We start from the raw sequence: 17,116 nt of genomic DNA, 5'->3' as shown, positions 1-17,116 counted from the left end.
TATTATTCTGGTGTCCAAATAAAATCCCTTCCATGCTCACAGCGCCCGTGGTTGCTTCGCCCATCGCAACCGAGTGGTGCATCCCCGTGCAATGAGAGGACTCCCCATGGCCGGCAAAACGCTTTACGACAAACTCTGGAACGCCCACCTCGTCTCCGAACGCGACGACGGCACGGCGTTGATCTACATCGACCGCCAGTTGCTGCACGAAGTCACCTCGCCGCAGGCGTTTGAAGGCCTGCGTCTGGCCGGCCGCCAACCCTGGCGGCTGGACACAAACCTGGCAACGCCGGATCACAATGTCGCCACCGAAGCGGGTGAGCGTCTGGCCGGTGTCGACGGCATCAAAGACGAAATTTCCCGCATTCAGGTGAAGACGCTCGACACCAACTGCGCCGACTTTGGCGTACGCAAGTTCGACATGAACGCCGCCGAGCAGGGCATCGTTCACGTGGTTGGCCCGGAGCAGGGCGCGACTTTGCCGGGTATGACCATCGTCTGTGGTGATTCGCATACCTCCACCCACGGCGCCATGGGTTCGTTGGCGTTCGGCATCGGTACTTCTGAAGTCGAGCACGTGCTGGCGACTCAGTGTCTGATTCAGCGCAAGATGAAAAACATGCGCATCCGGGTCGAAGGCGAATTGGGTGCCGGCGTTACTGCCAAAGACGTAGTGCTGTACATCATCGGCCAGATTGGTACGGCCGGTGGCACCGGGTACGCCGTCGAGTTTGCTGGTAGCGCCATTCGGTCGCTGTCGATGGAAGGCCGTATGACGGTGTGCAACATGGCGATTGAGGCCGGCGCCCGTGCGGGCATGGTCGCGGTTGACGACGTTACTTTGGATTACTTCAACGGTCGGCCGTTTGCGCCCAAAGGCGAACTTTGGGATCAGGCCGCAGCCGCCTGGCGCGATCTGGTCAGCGACGACGATGCGGTGTTTGACGCCGACATTGAATTGAACGCTGCCGACATCGAGCCGCAGGTGTCCTGGGGTACCTCGCCGGAAATGGTGGTTGGCATCAACGCCCGCGTGCCCAACCCGGCGCAGCAAGCCGACGAAGACAGCCGCAAAGGCATCGAACGCGCGCTGGAATACATGGGGCTGCAAGCCGATCAGTCGATTGACAGCATTCAGTTGGACCGCGTGTTTATCGGCTCATGCACCAACTCGCGCATCGAAGATTTGCGCGCCGCGGCCGCAGTCGTGAAAGGCAAAAAAGTTTCGGCCAGTTTGAAGCAGGCGCTGGTCGTGCCGGGCTCGGGTTTGGTGAAACGCCAGGCCGAAGCCGAAGGTTTGGACCGCATTTTCCTCGACGCTGGTTTCGAGTGGCGTGAACCGGGTTGCTCGATGTGCCTGGCGATGAACGCCGACAAACTCGGCGCGGGCGAGCATTGCGCGTCCACTTCAAACCGCAACTTTGAAGGCCGGCAGGGCTTTGGCGGTCGCACGCATCTGGTCAGCCCGGCCATGGCGGCTGCGGCGGCTATCGCCGGTCATTTTGTCGATATTCGTACTTGGGAGGGTCAAGCCGCATGAAAGCTTTTACGCGCATTGAAGGGTTGGTCGCGCCAATGGATCGCGCCAACGTCGATACCGACATGATTATTCCCAAGCAATTTTTGAAATCGATCAAGCGTTCCGGTTTTGGCCCGAACCTGTTTGATGAATTGCGTTATCTGGATGAAGGCCAACCGGGCATGGACAATTCCAAGCGCCCGCTGAACCCGGATTTTGCGTTGAACCAACCGCGTTATCAGGGCGCCGAAGTGTTGTTGGCGCGACGCAATTTCGGTTGCGGTTCCAGTCGCGAACACGCGCCCTGGGCGCTCGAAGATTATGGTTTCCGCGTCATTATTGCGCCGAGTTTTGCCGACATTTTTTACAACAACTGTTTCAAGAATGGCGTGCTGCCGATTGTTCTTGACGAAGCGGTGGTGGATCGGCTGTTCCAGGCCTTGGCGGCTAATGAAGGCTATCGATTGACGGTTGATTTAGCCGAACAAAGCGTGACGACGCCCGATGGCGATCGCTTTGAATTCGCGGTCGATACGTTCCGCAAACACTGCCTGATTAATGGTCTGGACGACATCGGTTTGACCCTGGAAAACGCCGATGCGATTCGTGCTTACGAAGAGCGTCGTGCCAAAGAAGCGCCATGGGTTTTTGGTCAGATCCACTGATAAAAAAATCGCGATAAAAACAGCATTGAGAGACTGCAATGAGTGCCGCTGAACAGAACGTTTTAATCCTGCCGGGCGACGGTATTGGTCCGGAAATTATCGAACAGGCCGAGCGCGTATTGCGCACTGTTGCCGACAAAGAACAACTGAACCTGAACCTGGATCATGCCCTGGTCGGCGGTGCCGCCATTGATGCCACTGGCGGCCCGCTGCCGGCGGAAACCCTGGCTAAAGCCAAAGCGGCCGACGCTGTGTTGTTGGGTGCCGTGGGTGGGCCGAAATGGGATGGCCTGGAAATGGCCAGGCGACCGGAAAAAGGCCTGTTGGGTTTGCGGTCGGAGCTGGGTCTGTTTGGCAATTTGCGCCCGGCGATTTTGTACCCGCAATTAGCAAGCGCATCGACGTTGAAACCCGAAGTTGTTGCTGGCCTGGATTTATTGATCGTGCGCGAATTAACCGGCGGCATTTATTTCGGCGAACCGCGCGGCGAACACATCAACGCCAATGGTGAACGCGAAGGTTTTAACACCTACCGTTATGCCGAATCGGAAATCCGTCGCATCGGTCGCGTTGCGTTTGAAGCGGCACAAAAACGCAACAAGCGACTGTGTTCGGTGGATAAAGCCAACGTCCTTGAAGTGACGGTTTTGTGGCGCAATATCATGAACGATCTGGCCAAAGAGTACCCGGATGTCGAGTTGTCGCACCTGTACGTCGACAACGCCGCCATGCAGCTGGTGCGGGCGCCGAAGCAGTTCGATGTGATGGTGACCGGCAATATGTTCGGCGACATTTTGTCCGACTGCGCCGCCATGCTGACCGGTTCCATTGGCATGTTGCCGTCTGCGTCACTGAACGAAAACGGGCAGGGCATGTACGAGCCGATTCACGGCAGCGCGCCCGACATCGCCGGCACTGGCAAGGCAAATCCGCTGGCGACCATTTTGTCCGTCGCCATGATGTTGCGCTATTCGCTGGACGCAGCAACGGCGGCGCAGCGCATTGAAGACGCGGTCAGCCGGGTGCTTGATCAGGGCTTGCGCACCGCCGACATCGCCAGCCAGGGCGAAACGGCCGTGTCGACACAAGCCATGGGTGATGCGGTGGTTGCCGCGCTCTAAACAGACGGCCAGGGTTCGGATGAGCCGGACCACGGGCACCGATTGCGCATCGGGCCTGCCATGAATGCCAGTCGTTGTGCCTAGGTGCACAGCGGCTGATGCAAAAAATAGAGGTGACTATGACAGTCGGGATGAGAGTTGGGATAGTGGGTTGGCGCGGCATGGTGGGTTCCGTGCTGATGCAACGCATGCAGGATGAAGGCGATTTCGCCAACATCGAACCGGTCTTTTTCAGCACCAGCCAGGCCGGACAACTTGGGCCGGACGTTGGTCAGGGTGCCAGCGAATTGCTGGATGCCAACAACATTGAAGCGCTCGCCAGTTGCGATGCCATCATTACCTGTCAGGGCGGTGATTACACCCAGGCGGTGTATCAGCCGCTGCGCGATACCGGCTGGAGCGGTTACTGGATTGATGCAGCCTCTACGCTGCGCATGACTGACGATGCCGTTATTGTGCTGGATCCGGTTAACCGGTCGGTCATCGATCGCGCCGTGGAAAACGGCACTAAAACCTTTGTTGGTGGCAACTGCACCGTCAGTTTGATGTTGATGGGCCTGGGCGGTTTGTTTCAGGAAAATCTGGTTGAGTGGGCATCGCCGCACACTTATCAGGCCGCATCCGGTTCGGGTGCGCGCCACATGCGCGAACTGCTGCAACAGATGGGCGCGGTGCACAAAGTTGCCGAACCGTACCTGGCCGATCCGGCCTCGGCGATTCTGGAACTGGATCGTGCTGTTGCCGATTTTATTCGCAGCGATGACTATCCGTCCGAGCAGTTTGGCGTGCCGCTGGCCGGCAGTCTGATTCCCTGGATCGACAAAGCATTGCCGTCTGGTCAGAGCAAGGAAGAGTGGAAAGCTCAGGCCGAAGCCAACAAAATTCTGGGTCGCAGTAACAGCCCGATTCCGATTGATGGCACCTGTGTGCGCATCAGTTCGATGCGTTGCCACAGCCAGGCGGTGACGTTGAAGCTGCGTCGTGACGTACCGCTGTCGGATCTGGAAAGTATCATTGCCGGCGCTAACGATTGGGTGAAGGTGGTACCGAACGATCGCGAACTGAGCATGGCCGAACTCACGCCTGCCAAGGTCACCGGCACCATGAACATTCCGGTTGGCCGTTTGCGTAAGCTGGCGATGGGCGGCGAATATCTGAACGCCTTTACTGTCGGCGACCAGTTGTTGTGGGGCGCGGCTGAGCCGTTACGCCGGATGCTGGCAATTCTGACCGGGCGAATTTAACGTCCAAACGGCTGAGTATTCGAACGGTTTTAACCCCGAATAACCTTAAGCCGATGCAAAAGGCGACCTTGATGGTCGCCTTTTTGTTTAAGCGGCAAAAATTGGCCGCAACCCGCACCAGCCGGGCCTCTGTTGCGAAATGAGCGTTTATCCTTAATACTTGCCCGGATTTTCGTAAGTCTATTTCAGCAACGGATTTAGTCGCGGCTGTCGAACCGCAAACAATCCCGCTTTCGAATTTAAAGTACCTGATGTCGCTCTGGGCTCATGCCTGTTCTCACAATCGGGTCCGGTCGGGCATTGATGTCAGGGTAAAGGGATAGAGGAAGGATGATGTTCAAGAAACAGGCGCTTGCGTTTCTGGCAGCGCTGGCTTTGATTGGTAGCGCTCAAGCTCTGGGCTTGGGTGACATCGAACTGAATTCCAATCTGAATGAACCGCTGGATGCGCGCATCCAATTGCTTGAGCCCAGCGATCTCAGTGCCAACGAAATCCTTCCGACGCTCGCCAGCCGGCTGGCATTTGAACAAGCCGGTGTTGAGCGCGACTTTTTCCTGTCCAACATTCGCTTTGATGTGCAGCCTGCCGCCGATGGCGGTCTGGTCATTCAGCTGAGCACCAGCCAAGCCGTTCGCGAACCCTTCCTGAACTTCCTGGTGGAAGTGAATTGGCCGGGCGGTCGTTTGCTCAAGGAATACACCCTGCTGCTCGACCCGCCGGTGTTCGATACCGCCGCGGCGGATCAAACCCGCAGCGTCGAGCCAGCCAGCAGTGCCGCTGCAACGACTTCTTCTGCTCCGGCTACAACTCAATCTCCAGCCCAAGCCCAAGCCCAAGCCCAAGCTCCGGCACCGCGCCGCTATCAGGTACAGCGTGCCGATACGCTGTGGGAGATTGCACTGTCGGTTGATGCGGGTACCGGTTACCTGCCGCAGCAAGTGATGCTGGCGATTCAGGATTTAAATCCGGACGCCTTCCTGGACAACAACATCAACCGCATCAAAACCGGTGCGGTGTTGACCTTGCCGACCCAAGCGCAGATTGCCGCTCGTTCAAGCCGTCAGGCGATCAGCGAAGTCGGTCAGCAGAACGTTCGGATCGGCTTGACCACCAACGGCCGACAGCCGGCTGACGTGCAGTTGTCTGCCACCGAATCCACCAGTTCGGCGTTGCCGCAGGGCGAAGCCGAACGCAATCCGGACGGTTATCTGGAAGTCTCCAACGACGCCGATACCGAAGGCAGCAGTGCCGGTGGCGATGTCAGCGACAATCGCGAGATCGAGCGTCTGCAAAATGAATTGGCCATCGCTGGCGAGTTGAACGATCAGTTCGAACGCGAAAGCCAGGCCATGGAAGCGCGTCTGGCTGAGTTGGAAGAACAGCTGGCCATCATGCAACGCATGCTGAATCTGCAAGGCGGCGATACCGCAGCGTTGCAAGCGGAGCTGGCCGAGTTGGATGACGCGGCCGCCGAAGACGAATCCAGTCTGTTTGACTGGGAAGTTATCAAGCAGCAATACGCCATTTTGTGGCAGGAATTCATCGACCTGATGGCGCCGGTCATGGACTGGGTAATGGCAACGCCGTTGAACACCGCCATCGCCGTCGCTGCGGCCTTGTTTGTGGTGGCATTGCCATCGTTCATTGCCGGTCTGGTGCGTCGCTCGCAACGCCATGACGATGTCGATCTGGACTCAATGGAGGTTGACGAAGGCGACGACTTGCTCGACTCCGACGGTCTGGATTCAGCCGTCGATGAAGCTATTCGCGAAGCCGAAATGTACATGGCGTACCACAATTACGAGCGTGCCGAGGAAGTGTTGCAGCCGTGGTTGTATGACGCCCCGGCGCGCAGCGATCTGGGTTTGAAACTGCTGGAGGTGTACGCCGCCAGTGATGATCTCGACGCCTTCGACGATCTGTCCGAACGCCTGCCATTGACGGCCGAAGAGCGTGCCATGGCCGAAGCCATGCGCGACCGGATGACAGAAGGTGACTTTGACGAAGAGTCCGACAGTGACTCGGATGTACTGGGCGGCTTTGATATCGATAGCGACGATGGCCTGGACGATCTCGAACTGGAAACGGATTCCGACGAAGACGCCTTACCCGTCGATGATTTGGACGCGGCCGACCTTGAAGAAGTGCCGACCAAGACAGCGGTCGAAGCAGATAGTGAAGACGATCTGGCTGGCGAAGGTGACGAAGGTTTCGATCTGTCGCTGGACGATCTCGACGTTAGTGATGAGCTGGAAGACGACGACGAAGAAACCAGTGGCGGTCTGGACTTTGATCTGAGTGATCTGGGTCTGGAAGCCGAAGAAGATGACGAGTTAATGCCGGCGGCGGCAGAAACGACGGCCCCGGACGTGGAAGCGGACACCGACGACGATGCCGGTACCGAAACCACCGATGAACTGGACGAGTTGGACGATGGCGAACCGCCGGTGCTCGACACCGACGCGGCGGATTACGATCTTGACGCCGTCGACATCAGCGGCCCGGCGGATTCATCCTTGCCGGATTGGAACGACGATGACGAAGTTGCCATTCCGGCCGGTGCCGAACTGGAAGAGGACGAATACGATTTCTTGTCCGGCGCCGACGAAGCCAGCACCAAGCTCGATCTGGCGCGCGCCTACATGGAAATGGAAGACGCCGAAGGCGCCCGCGACATCCTTGAGGAAGTGCTGACCGAAGGCAATGACGATCAGAAACGTCAGGCCCAGGAACTGATGGATCGGCTCTAAACCCGGCTGGCTGATTCCGCTAGAATGCGCCGCTCTTTGGAGCGGCGTTTTTGTTTGAACAGACCCTCTGAGTTAAGGCGGGTCGGAGTGTGCATGACTGAGATTTTTCCTTTTCAAAACGACGAACACCGATTTCGCATCGCCATGGGTGTGGAATATCGCGGTACCGATTACTACGGCTGGCAGATTCAGAAATCCAATTTGCCAACCGTGCAGGGCGCGTTGACCGAGGCCATTTCCAGTGTTGCCAATCATCCGGTGGATTTGATCGTCGCCGGCCGCACCGATGCCGGTGTGCACGCCAGCAATCAGGTGATTCATTTCGATACTCACAGCGTGCGCAAGGAATATGGCTGGACCGTCGGCACCAACACCCGTTTGCCGCGCGACATCAGCGTGCAATGGGCCAAAATCGTCGACACCACCTTTCACGCTCGCTTTGCAGCGCGTGAACGGGCTTATCGGTTTGTCGTTTACAACGCGCCCATTCCAGCCGGCATTCTGCGCGACGGCATGACCTGGGAGCGTATGCCGCTGAATCTGAAACGCATGCAGCAAGCGGCGCAATTTTTAATTGGCGAACACGATTTTTCTGCCTTTCGCGCGGCCGAATGTCAGGCCAAGTCGCCGGTAAAAGAAGTGCGTGAATTGACGCTGGTGCAGCAAGGGCGATTGATCGTTTTGCAGGCGCGGGCCAATGGTTTTTTGCATCACATGGTGCGCAACATCATGGGGGTCTTGTTGGCCATCGGCCGTGGCGACCAACCGGTGGAGTGGGCGCGTGACGTTTTGGAAACGCGCGACCGCAACCAGGGCGGCGTGACCGCGCCCGGCGCCGGCCTGTATTTTGTGCGCGCCAATTATGATCGCGATGACTTACCTCAGCGTGACGCCGGCCCCGCTTTTCTGGATGGATTTCCTGGGCTGGACCCTGTCTAAAATGGCGATTTCATGTTGGGGCGTCACAGGGGCTTTGTTACACTGAACGGCCCTGAGGGCGGATTTCCTATGCGCACGCGTATCAAACTTTGTGGCCTGAAACAGATCGACGAGGTCGTCCTGGCGGACCGGCTCGGCGCCGACGCCATCGGTCTGGTATTTTATCCGCCCAGCCCCCGTGCCATTTCTGCCGCCAATGCCGCTCCGCTGGCCGCCGCCGCCGGTGCGTTCTGCACCCGCGTAGGCCTGTTTGTGAATCCAACCATCGACGAAGTGGAATCCGTTTTGGCGGAAGTACAACTCGATGTGCTGCAGTTTCACGGCGAAGAGCCGCCAGAATTTTGCGCCGCCTTTGGTCGCCCCTGGATGAAAGCCCTGCGCGTGCGTGACGCCGACCAACTGGCGACCGACCTCGATACCTACAGCGCCGCCAACTCTTTGTTGCTCGATGCCTACAAAGCGGGCGAACCGGGCGGCACTGGTGAAACGTTTAATTGGAATCTGATTCCCGAGCGATGGCGAAGCCGCATCATTCTGGCCGGTGGTTTGACCCCGGCCAACGTCGCCGAAGCGGTGCGACAGGTGCAGCCGCTGGGTGTCGATGTCAGTGGTGGCATCGAAGCCAGTAAGGGCATTAAGTCCGCCGAGAAAATGACCGATTTTGTCCGCCAGGTGCGCCTGGCCGATTCGCAAAGAGACATCGCATGAGCAATCAACAAGATAACGTAACCGACTACCACACCTACCCGGATGCCACCGGTCATTTTGGCCCTTACGGTGGCCGGTTTGCCTCCGAAACTTTGATGGATGCGCTGGACGAACTGTCCGCCATGTACACCAAGCTGAAGGACGATCCCGATTTTCGCGCCGAGTTCGATAAAGACCTGGCGCATTACGTTGGCCGGCCATCGCCGCTGTATTTCGCCGAACGGTTGACTCAGAAATGGGGCGGGGCGGACATCTACCTCAAGCGTGAGGATTTGAACCACACCGGCGCGCACAAGGTGAACAACACCATCGGCCAGGCGCTGCTCGCCAAATACAGCGGCAAGCCGCGCGTCATTGCCGAAACCGGCGCCGGTCAGCACGGCGTGGCGACGGCAACCGTCGCTGCCCGTCTGGGCCTGGAGTGCGTGGTGTATATGGGCGCTGAAGACGTCGAGCGGCAAAAGCTGAATGTCTATCGCATGCGCATGCTGGGCGCGACGGTCATTCCGGTCACCTCCGGCACCCAGACGCTGAAAGACGCCATGAATGAAGCCATGCGCGATTGGGTCACCAACGTCGACAACACCTACTACATCATCGGCACCGTGGCCGGGCCGCACCCGTACCCGACCCTGGTGCGCGATTTCAACTCAATCATCGGTCGCGAAGCGCGCCGTCAGATTCAGGAACAGGCCGGTGCCTTGCCGGATGCGCTGGTTGCCTGTGTCGGTGGTGGTTCGAATGCCATCGGTCTGTTCTGGGAATTTCTCAATGATAAAGGCGTCGCCATGTATGGCGTCGAAGCCGGCGGTCGTGGTTTGTCGGGCAACGAACATGCCGCACCGTTGAGCAAAGGTCGCCCGGGCGTACTGCACGGCAACCGCACCTACATCATGGCGGACGACGACGGCCAGATTATGGGCACGCATTCGGTGTCAGCAGGCTTGGATTATCCGGGCGTTGGCCCCGAGCACGCCTGGTTGAAAGACAGCGGCCGGGCGCAGTACGTCGCCGCTACTGACGACGAAGCGCTGGATGCCTTCCGCGAGCTGACGCGTACCGAAGGTATTATGCCGGCGCTGGAATCGTCGCATGCCGTGGCTTATGCCAAGAAGCTGGCGGTCGAGCTGGGCAAAGGCAAACGCATCATCGTGAACCTTTCTGGTCGCGGTGATAAAGACGTACACACCGTGGCCGCCCTTGACGGCCTGTCGATCTGAGGAGACTGCCATGAGTCGCATTGCCGCTACCTTCGATCGACTGAACAGCCAGGGCCGCAAGGCCCTGATTCCCTTTGTTACCGCCGGCGACCCGCGCCCGGACGTCACGCTACCGCTGATGCACGCCCTGGTCGAAGCGGGTGCCGATGTTATTGAACTGGGCATGCCGTTTTCCGACCCGATGGCCGATGGCCCTGCTATCCAGTTGGCGAACGAACGCGCACTGGGAAACGGCATGACGCTGCGTAAAACCTTGCAGATTGTCACTGAGTTCCGGCGTACCAACAGCGAGACGCCAGTGGTGTTAATGGGCTATTTGAACCCGGTCGAATGGATGGGTTACGAAGCCTTTGTCGGCCTTGCCGCCGAAGCCGGTGTCGATGGCCTCTTGATGGTCGACATGCCGCCGGAGGAAGGCGGAGGCCTGGTGCCGCTTGCCAAGGCGGCTGGTCTGGATTTGATCTATCTGGTCACGCCAACCACCACGCACGAGCGGTTCAATGCCATTGTCGAGCGAGCCACCGGCTGGATTTATTACGTGTCACTGAAAGGCATCACCGGCGCCAAAACGTTGAATGTCGAAGAAGTGGAACAGAAGCTCGACTGGATGCGTCAGCACACCGATTTGCCAATATGCGTCGGCTTCGGCATCAGCGATGGCGAAACCGCCGCGCGTGTCGCCAAAGTAGCGAGCGGTGTCATCGTCGGTTCTGCGTTGGTTCGCATCGTTGAAGCGCAGCAATCGAAGGGTGCCGATGAAATTTCTTCACAAGTGTCTCAGTTGCTGGGTGATATGCGTTCCGCCATGGATCGCCCATAATGAGATCATTGAGCATTTGAGGAAGAGGCAAGCATGAGCAGCTGGCTGGATAAAATTGTTCCGTCTTTGATTCGTTCGTCTTCATCAGGTCCGAACGCTAAATCCAATATCCCGGAAGGGCTGTGGAAGAAGTGCCCCAAGTGTGGCGCTGTGTTGTATCGGCCGGAGTTGGAACGCAATCAGGACGTGTGCCCCAAGTGTGAACACCACATGCGCATTGGTGCCCGTCGCCGTATTGATTTGTTCCTGGATGAAAACGGCCGCATGGAACTGGCGGCTAACGTCAAACCGGTGGATCGCCTGAAGTTCAAAGACGGTAAACGCTACAAAGACCGCCTGGCCGGCGCACAGAAAAGCACCGGTGAGAACGACGCTCTGATTACCGTCAAAGGCACCGTGGAAGGTTTGCCGGTGGTCGTTGCCGCGTTCGACTTCAACTTCATGGGCGGCTCCATGGGTTCGGTGGTCGGTGAGAAATTCGTGCAGGCAGCGCAAGCGGCCCGCGACGAAAAAATCCCCTTCATCTGCTTCGCTACCTCCGGTGGTGCCCGCATGCAGGAGGCGCTGTTCTCGCTGATGCAAATGGCGAAAACCTCAGCGGCGATTGAGAAACTGCACGAAGACGGCGTGCCTTATGTATCGGTCATGCTGGATCCGTGTTTTGGCGGGGTGTCGGCATCTTTGGCGTTGCTGGGCGACGTCAACATTGCCGAACCGAATGCGCTGATCGGTTTTGCCGGCCCGCGTGTGATTGAGCAGACCGTGCGCGAGCAGTTGCCGGAAGGTTTCCAGCGCTCCGAGTTCCTGATGGACAAAGGCGCGATCGATCTCATCCTGCATCGTCATGAAATGCGCGAACGCATCGCCCGGTTGTTGCGTATGCTGACCCATGCCAAAGCCGCCTGAGGGCGCCAGCCTATTTACCTGGCTCGACTACCTTGAGCACCTGCACGGCCAGACCATCGACATGGGTCTGGACCGTGTCCGCCTCGTCGCGGACCGGCTTAACCTGCCGCTGAGTCGCGACGAGCGCAACCGCCCCTTCGTCTTCACCGTCGCCGGTACCAACGGCAAAGGCTCCACCTGTGCGACCTTGCATCAATTGTCGCGGGTAGCGGGTCTCAGTGTTGGTCTCTATACCTCGCCGCATTTGCATCGCTTCAACGAACGCGTCGTCATTAACCAGGACATGGCGTCCGATGATGATCTGATTCGTGCCTTTGAGCAGGTCGAAGCCGCGCGTGGCGATGTCAGCCTGACCTATTTCGAATTCACCACCCTGGCCGCCTTCGTGTTGTTCAACGACGCAGACCTGGACGTCTGGGTATTGGAGATTGGGCTCGGAGGGCGGCTCGATGCGGTCAATCTGGTCGATGCCGATATCAGCGTGTTGACTACGGTTGATCGTGATCATCAAGCCTTCCTCGGTGACGATCTGGAACAGATTGGCCGTGAAAAAGCCGGGGTGTTTCGTGCCGGCCAACCGGCGGTGCTTGGTTCAGCCGAGCTGCCAATGTCGGTACAGGAAACGGCCAAGGCAGTGGGCGCACAGCTTTTCCCCTTCGGTGCGGAACATGGCGCGGATGATACCGGCCTGTGGTGGCGCGGCAGCCGACTGCCGGAAGGTCGCTTACGAGCTACCGTGCCCCGGGCCAACCAGGCAGCGGCGTTGCAGGCGTTTGCGTTATCGCCGTTTGAAGTGTCGCCCGCCGACGCCGAACGCGCCGTCAATCAGGTGTCGATACCCGGTCGCATGCAAACGCTGACCGTTGCCGGTCGTCGCGTGGTGTTAGACGTTGGCCACAACCCGCATGCCGCTCGTTATCTGGCGCAACGACTGGGTCATGAGCGTTGGTCGGTGGTGTTTGGCATGCTGGCTGATAAAGACGTCGAAAGCGTGACTCAGGCGTTGAACCCCATCGTTGGTGGTTGGTATCTCGCGGGTCTGGCTGTACCGCGCGGTTTGTCGGCCGAGACGCTGGCCGGCCGGGCGACAGCCGCGGTGGGCCAGTGCTATCATTCGGTCGCTGCCGCGCTGGAAGCGGCACTCGACGATCCGGCCGGTCGGCCGGTTCTGGTTTGCGGTTCCTTTTACACAGTGGCCGAAGCGCTGGAAGCGTTGGCCGCTTTTGAACCTGAGTGGGGTTGAGGTTGGACGTTCGCATTCAGCAGCGCCTGGTGGGCGGTCTGGTAATCCTGGCTTTGATTTTTCTGATTGCGCCGGTGGTGCTGGACGGCGAAGGTCGCCTGCCGGAAAAAATCACTCAGATTCCGCCAAAGCCCAAACGTCCCGATCTGTCTCACCTGAACATCGAACCAGTTAATCCGGAATCAACCACGGATACGCTGCCACAAACACCGCCGGCGCCGGTGGTCTCGGTAGTGGAAACGCAGCCGCAGCAACCCGTTGCGGCGACACCAGAACCGCAAACGCCCGTCACCGCAGCGACGCCCACGCCCACTGCATCCCCCGAACAACGCGCCGCCGTTGCCGCCGGCGAACGTGCCTGGAGTGTGCAGGTTGCCAGTTTCCGCGACAGCGCCAAAGCCGCTGCCCTGCGCGATCAACTGCGCGAAGCGGGATTCACCACCTACGTTAATGAAGTCATTTTGTCCGACGGCAGTCTGTTCACTCAGGTATTGGTTGGTCCGGAAACCGACATGGATGCGGTGCAGGCATTGAAAAGCGACATCAAGGAAAAAGTCGCGCTGCAAGGCTTGGTCGTTCGCTACGAACCCTGACCAAATGGTCGATGAAACAAGGCGTTTGTGGCCGGGACAAGGCCGCGGGCGCTCTGGTAGAATGCGCGCTTCTTCAACCGGGCCACTGCATCGTCTTCTATGATCGCCATCGACTGGATCATTCTGCTCATCCTGCTAGTTTCCTCTCTGATCAGCATCAAGCGCGGTTTTACCCGCGAAGCTTTGTCGCTGGCGACCTGGATCATTGCCCTGGTCATCGCCCGCTTGTTCAGCGACAAACTCGCTGTGTTACTCGGCACTTTGATCGAATCACCCGCCTGGCGTTACACCGTAGCTTTTGTGGTTTTATTTATTGCCACCCTTGTAGTTGGCGCTTTGATCAACCATTTACTGGGTGAATTTGTTCGCCTGACCGGTTTGACCGGCACCGATCGTGTCTTGGGTGTGGTCTTTGGTTTGCTGCGCGGACTGGTCATCGTGGTGGCTGTTTTGGCACTGGGACGTCTGTTTGCGTTGGATCAGTTCTGGCAGGAGTCAGTGCTGGTTCCTTATTTCGAACCGGTTATCAAATGGACCGGCGAATACATCAACAAGGCATCGGACGCCATTCTTTCCGTCGGCGGAGGCGCGTAAAAGCATGTGTGGAATTGTCGGTATTGTCAGTGACACAGCGGTAAATCAGCGCCTGTATGACGCGCTGACGGTGTTGCAACACCGCGGTCAGGATGCCGCTGGCATCGTCACCGAAGACGAAGGCCGGTTCTATTTACGCAAAAGCAATGGCCTGGTGCGCGACGTGTTTCGCTCGCGCCACATGCAACGCTTGACCGGCAACATCGGCATCGGCCACGTGCGGTATCCGACGGCGGGTTCGTCGAGTACTGCTGAAAGTCAGCCGTTTTATGTGAACTCACCTTACGGCATCGTGCTGGCGCACAACGGCAACCTGACCAATTCGGCCGAATTGAATTCCGCGCTGTACCGCTCTGACTTACGCCACGTCAACACCACGTCCGACTCCGAAGTGCTGCTCAACGTCTTTGCCCACGAACTGCAATTGCAGGGCAAATTACAGCCGGGCGCGGATGATATTTTCTCGGCCGTCTCTGCTGTGCATCGTCGCTGCCGCGGCGCCTATGCCGCCGTGGCGATGATTTCCGGTTACGGCCTGGTGGCGTTCCGCGACCCTTACGGCATCCGCCCGTTGGTGATTGGCGAACGCACCAGCGATGCCGGCACCACCGAATACATGGTCGCATCAGAAAGCGTGGCGCTGGACGTTCTTGGTTTCAAACTGATTCGCGACGTCGAACCCGGCGAAGCGGTGTACATCGATTCGGCTGGCGAACTGCATTTGCGTCAATGCGCAGAGAACCCGACGTTGGTGCCGTGCATTTTTGAGTTCGTGTATTTCGCCCGGCCGGATTCGATCATCGACGGCATTTCAGTCTACAAAGCGCGCATGCGCATGGGCGATGCCTTGGCCGACAAGATCGAACGCGAATGGCCGAACCACGACATCGATGTCGTCATCCCGATTCCGGACACCAGCCGCACCTCGGCATTGCAGTTGGCTAATCGGTTGGGTGTCGATTTCCGCGAAGGCTTTATGAAAAACCGCTACATCGGCCGGACTTTCATCATGCCCGGTCAGCAGCAACGGCGGAAATCGGTGCGCCAGAAACTGAACGCCATCGGCCTGGAATTCAAAGGCAAGAATGTGTTGCTGGTCGACGATTCCATTGTGCGCGGCACCACCTGTAACGAAATCATCGAAATGGCGCGCGACGCCGGTGCCAACAAGGTGTACTTCGCTTCGGCCGCACCGGAAGTGCGCTACCCGAACGTTTACGGCATCGACATGCCAGCGGCGAGCGAACTGATTGCACACGGTCGCAACAACGAAGAAATTCGCGATCTGATCGGCGCCGACCAATTGATCTATCAGGATCTGGACGATCTGCGCGAAGCGGTGCAAACCCACAAAGCCAGCGTGCGCCAGTTTGATTGCTCGGTCTTCAATGGTGAATACATCACCGGCGACATCGACGCAGCCTATCTGAGCGCCTTGGAAGCGGCACGTAACGACGCCAGCAAAGCCGAAAAACGCGAGAAAGACGATGAATCGGCTTTGGTCGATCTGCATAATGACGACTGACGCAGCATAACCGGAAATCAGGCGAGGGCAGGGCATGAGCGACGAACGCACCCAGGCATTGCAACAGGCACGACCGGCCACGCGCGCCGTACGTGGCGGCCAGCGACGCGGCCAGGAAATGGAGCACGCCGAAGCCCTGTACATGACCTCGTCTTACGTTTTTGACGATGCCCTCAGCATGGCCGAAACCTTTGCCGATCAGCGCGAAGGCAACGTCTACAGCCGCTACACCAACCCGACGGTGCGCACCTTCGAAGAACGTTTGGCGTTGCTTGAAGGTGGCGAGGCCTGTGCCGGCACCAGTTCCGGTATGGCGGCAATTTTTTCCGTCTGCATGGCGTTTTTGCAAAGCGGCGACGAAGTGGTGTCGTCGCGTTCGATCTTTGGCGCCACCAACGTGGTGTTCAACAAATACCTGGGCAAGTTTGGTGTCTCGACGCGTTACGTCGACCCAAAAGATCTCAGTGCCTGGCGCGATGCGATTACCGACAACACCAAATTAATCTTTGTCGAAACGCCATCGAACCCGTTGATGGAAGTGGCCGACATTCGTGCTCTGGCTGAGCTCGCGCACAGCGTCGGTGCCAAGCTGGTGGTCGATAACGTTTTCTGCACGCCTGCACTGCAACAGCCGTTGTCGCTCGGTGCGGATTTGGTGGTGCATTCGGCAACCAAGTTTATTGACGGCCAGGGCCGGGCATTGGGCGGTGCCGTAGTGGGCCGCAAAGATGACATCAAAGAAATCGTCGCCTTCCTGCGCAGTGCCGGCCCAACCATGAGCCCGTTCAACGCCTGGATTTTCCTGAAAGGGTTGGAGACGCTGACGCTGCGCATGGCGCAACATTGTGCCAATGCTCAGGCGTTGGCCGAGTGGCTCGACACCCAGCCGCAGGTGGAGCACGTGCATTACCTCGGCTTGCCCAGCCATCCGCAACACGAATTGGCGCGCCAGCAACAAAGCGGTTTTGGCGGTGTGGTCAGTTTCGTTGTTAAAGGCGGGCAGGAAGCTGCGTGGAAAGTGATTGATGCAACGCGCATTGTGTCGATCACTGCCAACCTGGGTGATACCAAAACCACCATCACGCATCCCTTTACCACCACTCACGGTCGGGTCAGCGAAGCCGACAAACTGGCGGCGGGCATTGTGCCAGGGCTGATTCGTGTGGCGGTTGGCTTGGAAGATGTGCTCGACATTCAGGACGATCTGGCGCGTGGCCTGAAGCAGCTTTAATCGAAACCAATCAATCACGCTGGCCGGCGCGCGACCC

Annotated in this window: 15 protein-coding genes; all 15 read left to right on the top strand. The window is 58.4% G+C overall.

The features are described 5' to 3' along the window. Positions 1–106: 106 nt before the first annotated feature. The 15 genes from leuC to DW349_RS09650 all read left to right on the top strand — a co-directional run bounded on the left by leuC (position 107) and on the right by DW349_RS09650 (position 17,079). Complete coding sequence (gene leuC / locus DW349_RS09720; protein ID WP_108125436.1) at positions 107–1,540, top strand: 3-isopropylmalate dehydratase large subunit; 1,434 nt, start codon at positions 107–109, stop codon at positions 1,538–1,540. After that, positions 1,537–2,184 (top strand): 3-isopropylmalate dehydratase small subunit, encoded by a 648-nt coding sequence (leuD, locus tag DW349_RS09715; protein WP_108125435.1) that lies wholly within the window; start codon positions 1,537–1,539, stop codon positions 2,182–2,184. The genes leuC and leuD overlap by 4 nt, the downstream gene beginning before the upstream one ends. 38 nt (positions 2,185–2,222) lie before the next feature. Next, entirely contained in the window at positions 2,223–3,305 is a 1,083-nt protein-coding gene (leuB, locus tag DW349_RS09710; protein ID WP_108125434.1) for a 3-isopropylmalate dehydrogenase, read from the top strand. Between the two features lie 131 nt (positions 3,306–3,436). Then, positions 3,437–4,549 carry an aspartate-semialdehyde dehydrogenase gene (asd, locus tag DW349_RS09705; protein ID WP_108125433.1) on the top strand — a complete coding sequence of 371 codons (1,113 nt, stop codon included), beginning with the start codon at positions 3,437–3,439 and terminating at the stop codon, positions 4,547–4,549. Positions 4,550–4,882: 333 nt separating this feature from the next. Further along, the gene (locus DW349_RS09700; protein WP_162824630.1) at positions 4,883–7,300 is read left to right on the top strand and encodes a FimV/HubP family polar landmark protein; all 2,418 of its coding nucleotides are present in this window, start codon (positions 4,883–4,885) and stop codon (positions 7,298–7,300) included. Positions 7,301–7,393: 93 nt separating this feature from the next. Next, positions 7,394–8,239 (top strand): tRNA pseudouridine(38-40) synthase TruA, encoded by an 846-nt coding sequence (gene truA / locus DW349_RS09695; protein WP_108125431.1) that lies wholly within the window; start codon positions 7,394–7,396, stop codon positions 8,237–8,239. Positions 8,240–8,308: 69 nt separating this feature from the next. Beyond that, a complete protein-coding gene (locus DW349_RS09690; RefSeq protein WP_108125430.1) occupies positions 8,309–8,947 on the top strand; it encodes a phosphoribosylanthranilate isomerase in 639 nt (212 codons plus the stop codon). Further along, complete coding sequence (gene trpB / locus DW349_RS09685; protein WP_108125429.1) at positions 8,944–10,167, top strand: tryptophan synthase subunit beta; 1,224 nt, start codon at positions 8,944–8,946, stop codon at positions 10,165–10,167. The genes DW349_RS09690 and trpB overlap by 4 nt, the downstream gene beginning before the upstream one ends. A 10-nt stretch (positions 10,168–10,177) precedes the next feature. After that, positions 10,178–10,987, top strand: a complete 810-nt coding sequence (gene trpA / locus DW349_RS09680; protein WP_108125428.1) for a tryptophan synthase subunit alpha — start codon at positions 10,178–10,180, stop codon at positions 10,985–10,987. A 33-nt stretch (positions 10,988–11,020) separates the two neighbouring features. After that, on the top strand, positions 11,021–11,893 hold the full coding sequence (gene accD, locus DW349_RS09675; protein WP_108125427.1) for an acetyl-CoA carboxylase, carboxyltransferase subunit beta: 873 nt from the start codon (positions 11,021–11,023) through the stop codon (positions 11,891–11,893). Beyond that, positions 11,877–13,136: a bifunctional tetrahydrofolate synthase/dihydrofolate synthase gene (folC, locus tag DW349_RS09670; RefSeq protein WP_108125426.1), complete on the top strand. Its 1,260-nt coding sequence runs from the start codon at positions 11,877–11,879 to the stop codon at positions 13,134–13,136. Before accD ends, folC begins: the two co-directional genes overlap by 17 nt. Positions 13,137–13,138: 2 nt before the next feature. Next, positions 13,139–13,729, top strand: coding sequence for an SPOR domain-containing protein (locus tag DW349_RS09665; protein WP_157954326.1), 591 nt, complete (start codon positions 13,139–13,141; stop codon positions 13,727–13,729). Positions 13,730–13,828: 99 nt separating this feature from the next. Then, positions 13,829–14,323, top strand: a complete 495-nt coding sequence (locus DW349_RS09660; RefSeq protein WP_108125424.1) for a CvpA family protein — start codon at positions 13,829–13,831, stop codon at positions 14,321–14,323. 4 nt (positions 14,324–14,327) lie between these two features. Beyond that, positions 14,328–15,848, top strand: a complete 1,521-nt coding sequence (gene purF, locus DW349_RS09655; protein ID WP_108125423.1) for an amidophosphoribosyltransferase — start codon at positions 14,328–14,330, stop codon at positions 15,846–15,848. Positions 15,849–15,882: 34 nt separating this feature from the next. Then, positions 15,883–17,079 (top strand): O-succinylhomoserine sulfhydrylase, encoded by a 1,197-nt coding sequence (locus tag DW349_RS09650; protein WP_108125422.1) that lies wholly within the window; start codon positions 15,883–15,885, stop codon positions 17,077–17,079. The last annotated feature ends 37 nt before the right edge of the window (positions 17,080–17,116 follow it).

It is taken from the genome of Saccharospirillum mangrovi (assembly GCF_003367315.1).
In the GTDB taxonomy this organism is placed as follows: Bacteria; Pseudomonadota; Gammaproteobacteria; order Pseudomonadales; family Natronospirillaceae; genus Saccharospirillum; species Saccharospirillum mangrovi.
Note: the sequence above shows the minus strand (reverse complement) of the source record. Positions and strands in the feature narration are given on the sequence as shown.

Coding starts and splice junctions, on each gene's coding strand:
- leuC (WP_108125436.1), top strand. CDS start 107: ATGGCCGGCAAAACGCTTTACGACAAACTCTGGAACGCCCACCTCGTC.
- leuD (WP_108125435.1), top strand. CDS start 1,537: ATGAAAGCTTTTACGCGCATTGAAGGGTTGGTCGCGCCAATGGATCGC.
- leuB (WP_108125434.1), top strand. CDS start 2,223: ATGAGTGCCGCTGAACAGAACGTTTTAATCCTGCCGGGCGACGGTATT.
- asd (WP_108125433.1), top strand. CDS start 3,437: ATGAGAGTTGGGATAGTGGGTTGGCGCGGCATGGTGGGTTCCGTGCTG.
- DW349_RS09700 (WP_162824630.1), top strand. CDS start 4,883: ATGTTCAAGAAACAGGCGCTTGCGTTTCTGGCAGCGCTGGCTTTGATT.
- truA (WP_108125431.1), top strand. CDS start 7,394: ATGACTGAGATTTTTCCTTTTCAAAACGACGAACACCGATTTCGCATC.
- DW349_RS09690 (WP_108125430.1), top strand. CDS start 8,309: ATGCGCACGCGTATCAAACTTTGTGGCCTGAAACAGATCGACGAGGTC.
- trpB (WP_108125429.1), top strand. CDS start 8,944: ATGAGCAATCAACAAGATAACGTAACCGACTACCACACCTACCCGGAT.
- trpA (WP_108125428.1), top strand. CDS start 10,178: ATGAGTCGCATTGCCGCTACCTTCGATCGACTGAACAGCCAGGGCCGC.
- accD (WP_108125427.1), top strand. CDS start 11,021: ATGAGCAGCTGGCTGGATAAAATTGTTCCGTCTTTGATTCGTTCGTCT.
- folC (WP_108125426.1), top strand. CDS start 11,877: ATGCCAAAGCCGCCTGAGGGCGCCAGCCTATTTACCTGGCTCGACTAC.
- DW349_RS09660 (WP_108125424.1), top strand. CDS start 13,829: ATGATCGCCATCGACTGGATCATTCTGCTCATCCTGCTAGTTTCCTCT.
- purF (WP_108125423.1), top strand. CDS start 14,328: ATGTGTGGAATTGTCGGTATTGTCAGTGACACAGCGGTAAATCAGCGC.
- DW349_RS09650 (WP_108125422.1), top strand. CDS start 15,883: ATGAGCGACGAACGCACCCAGGCATTGCAACAGGCACGACCGGCCACG.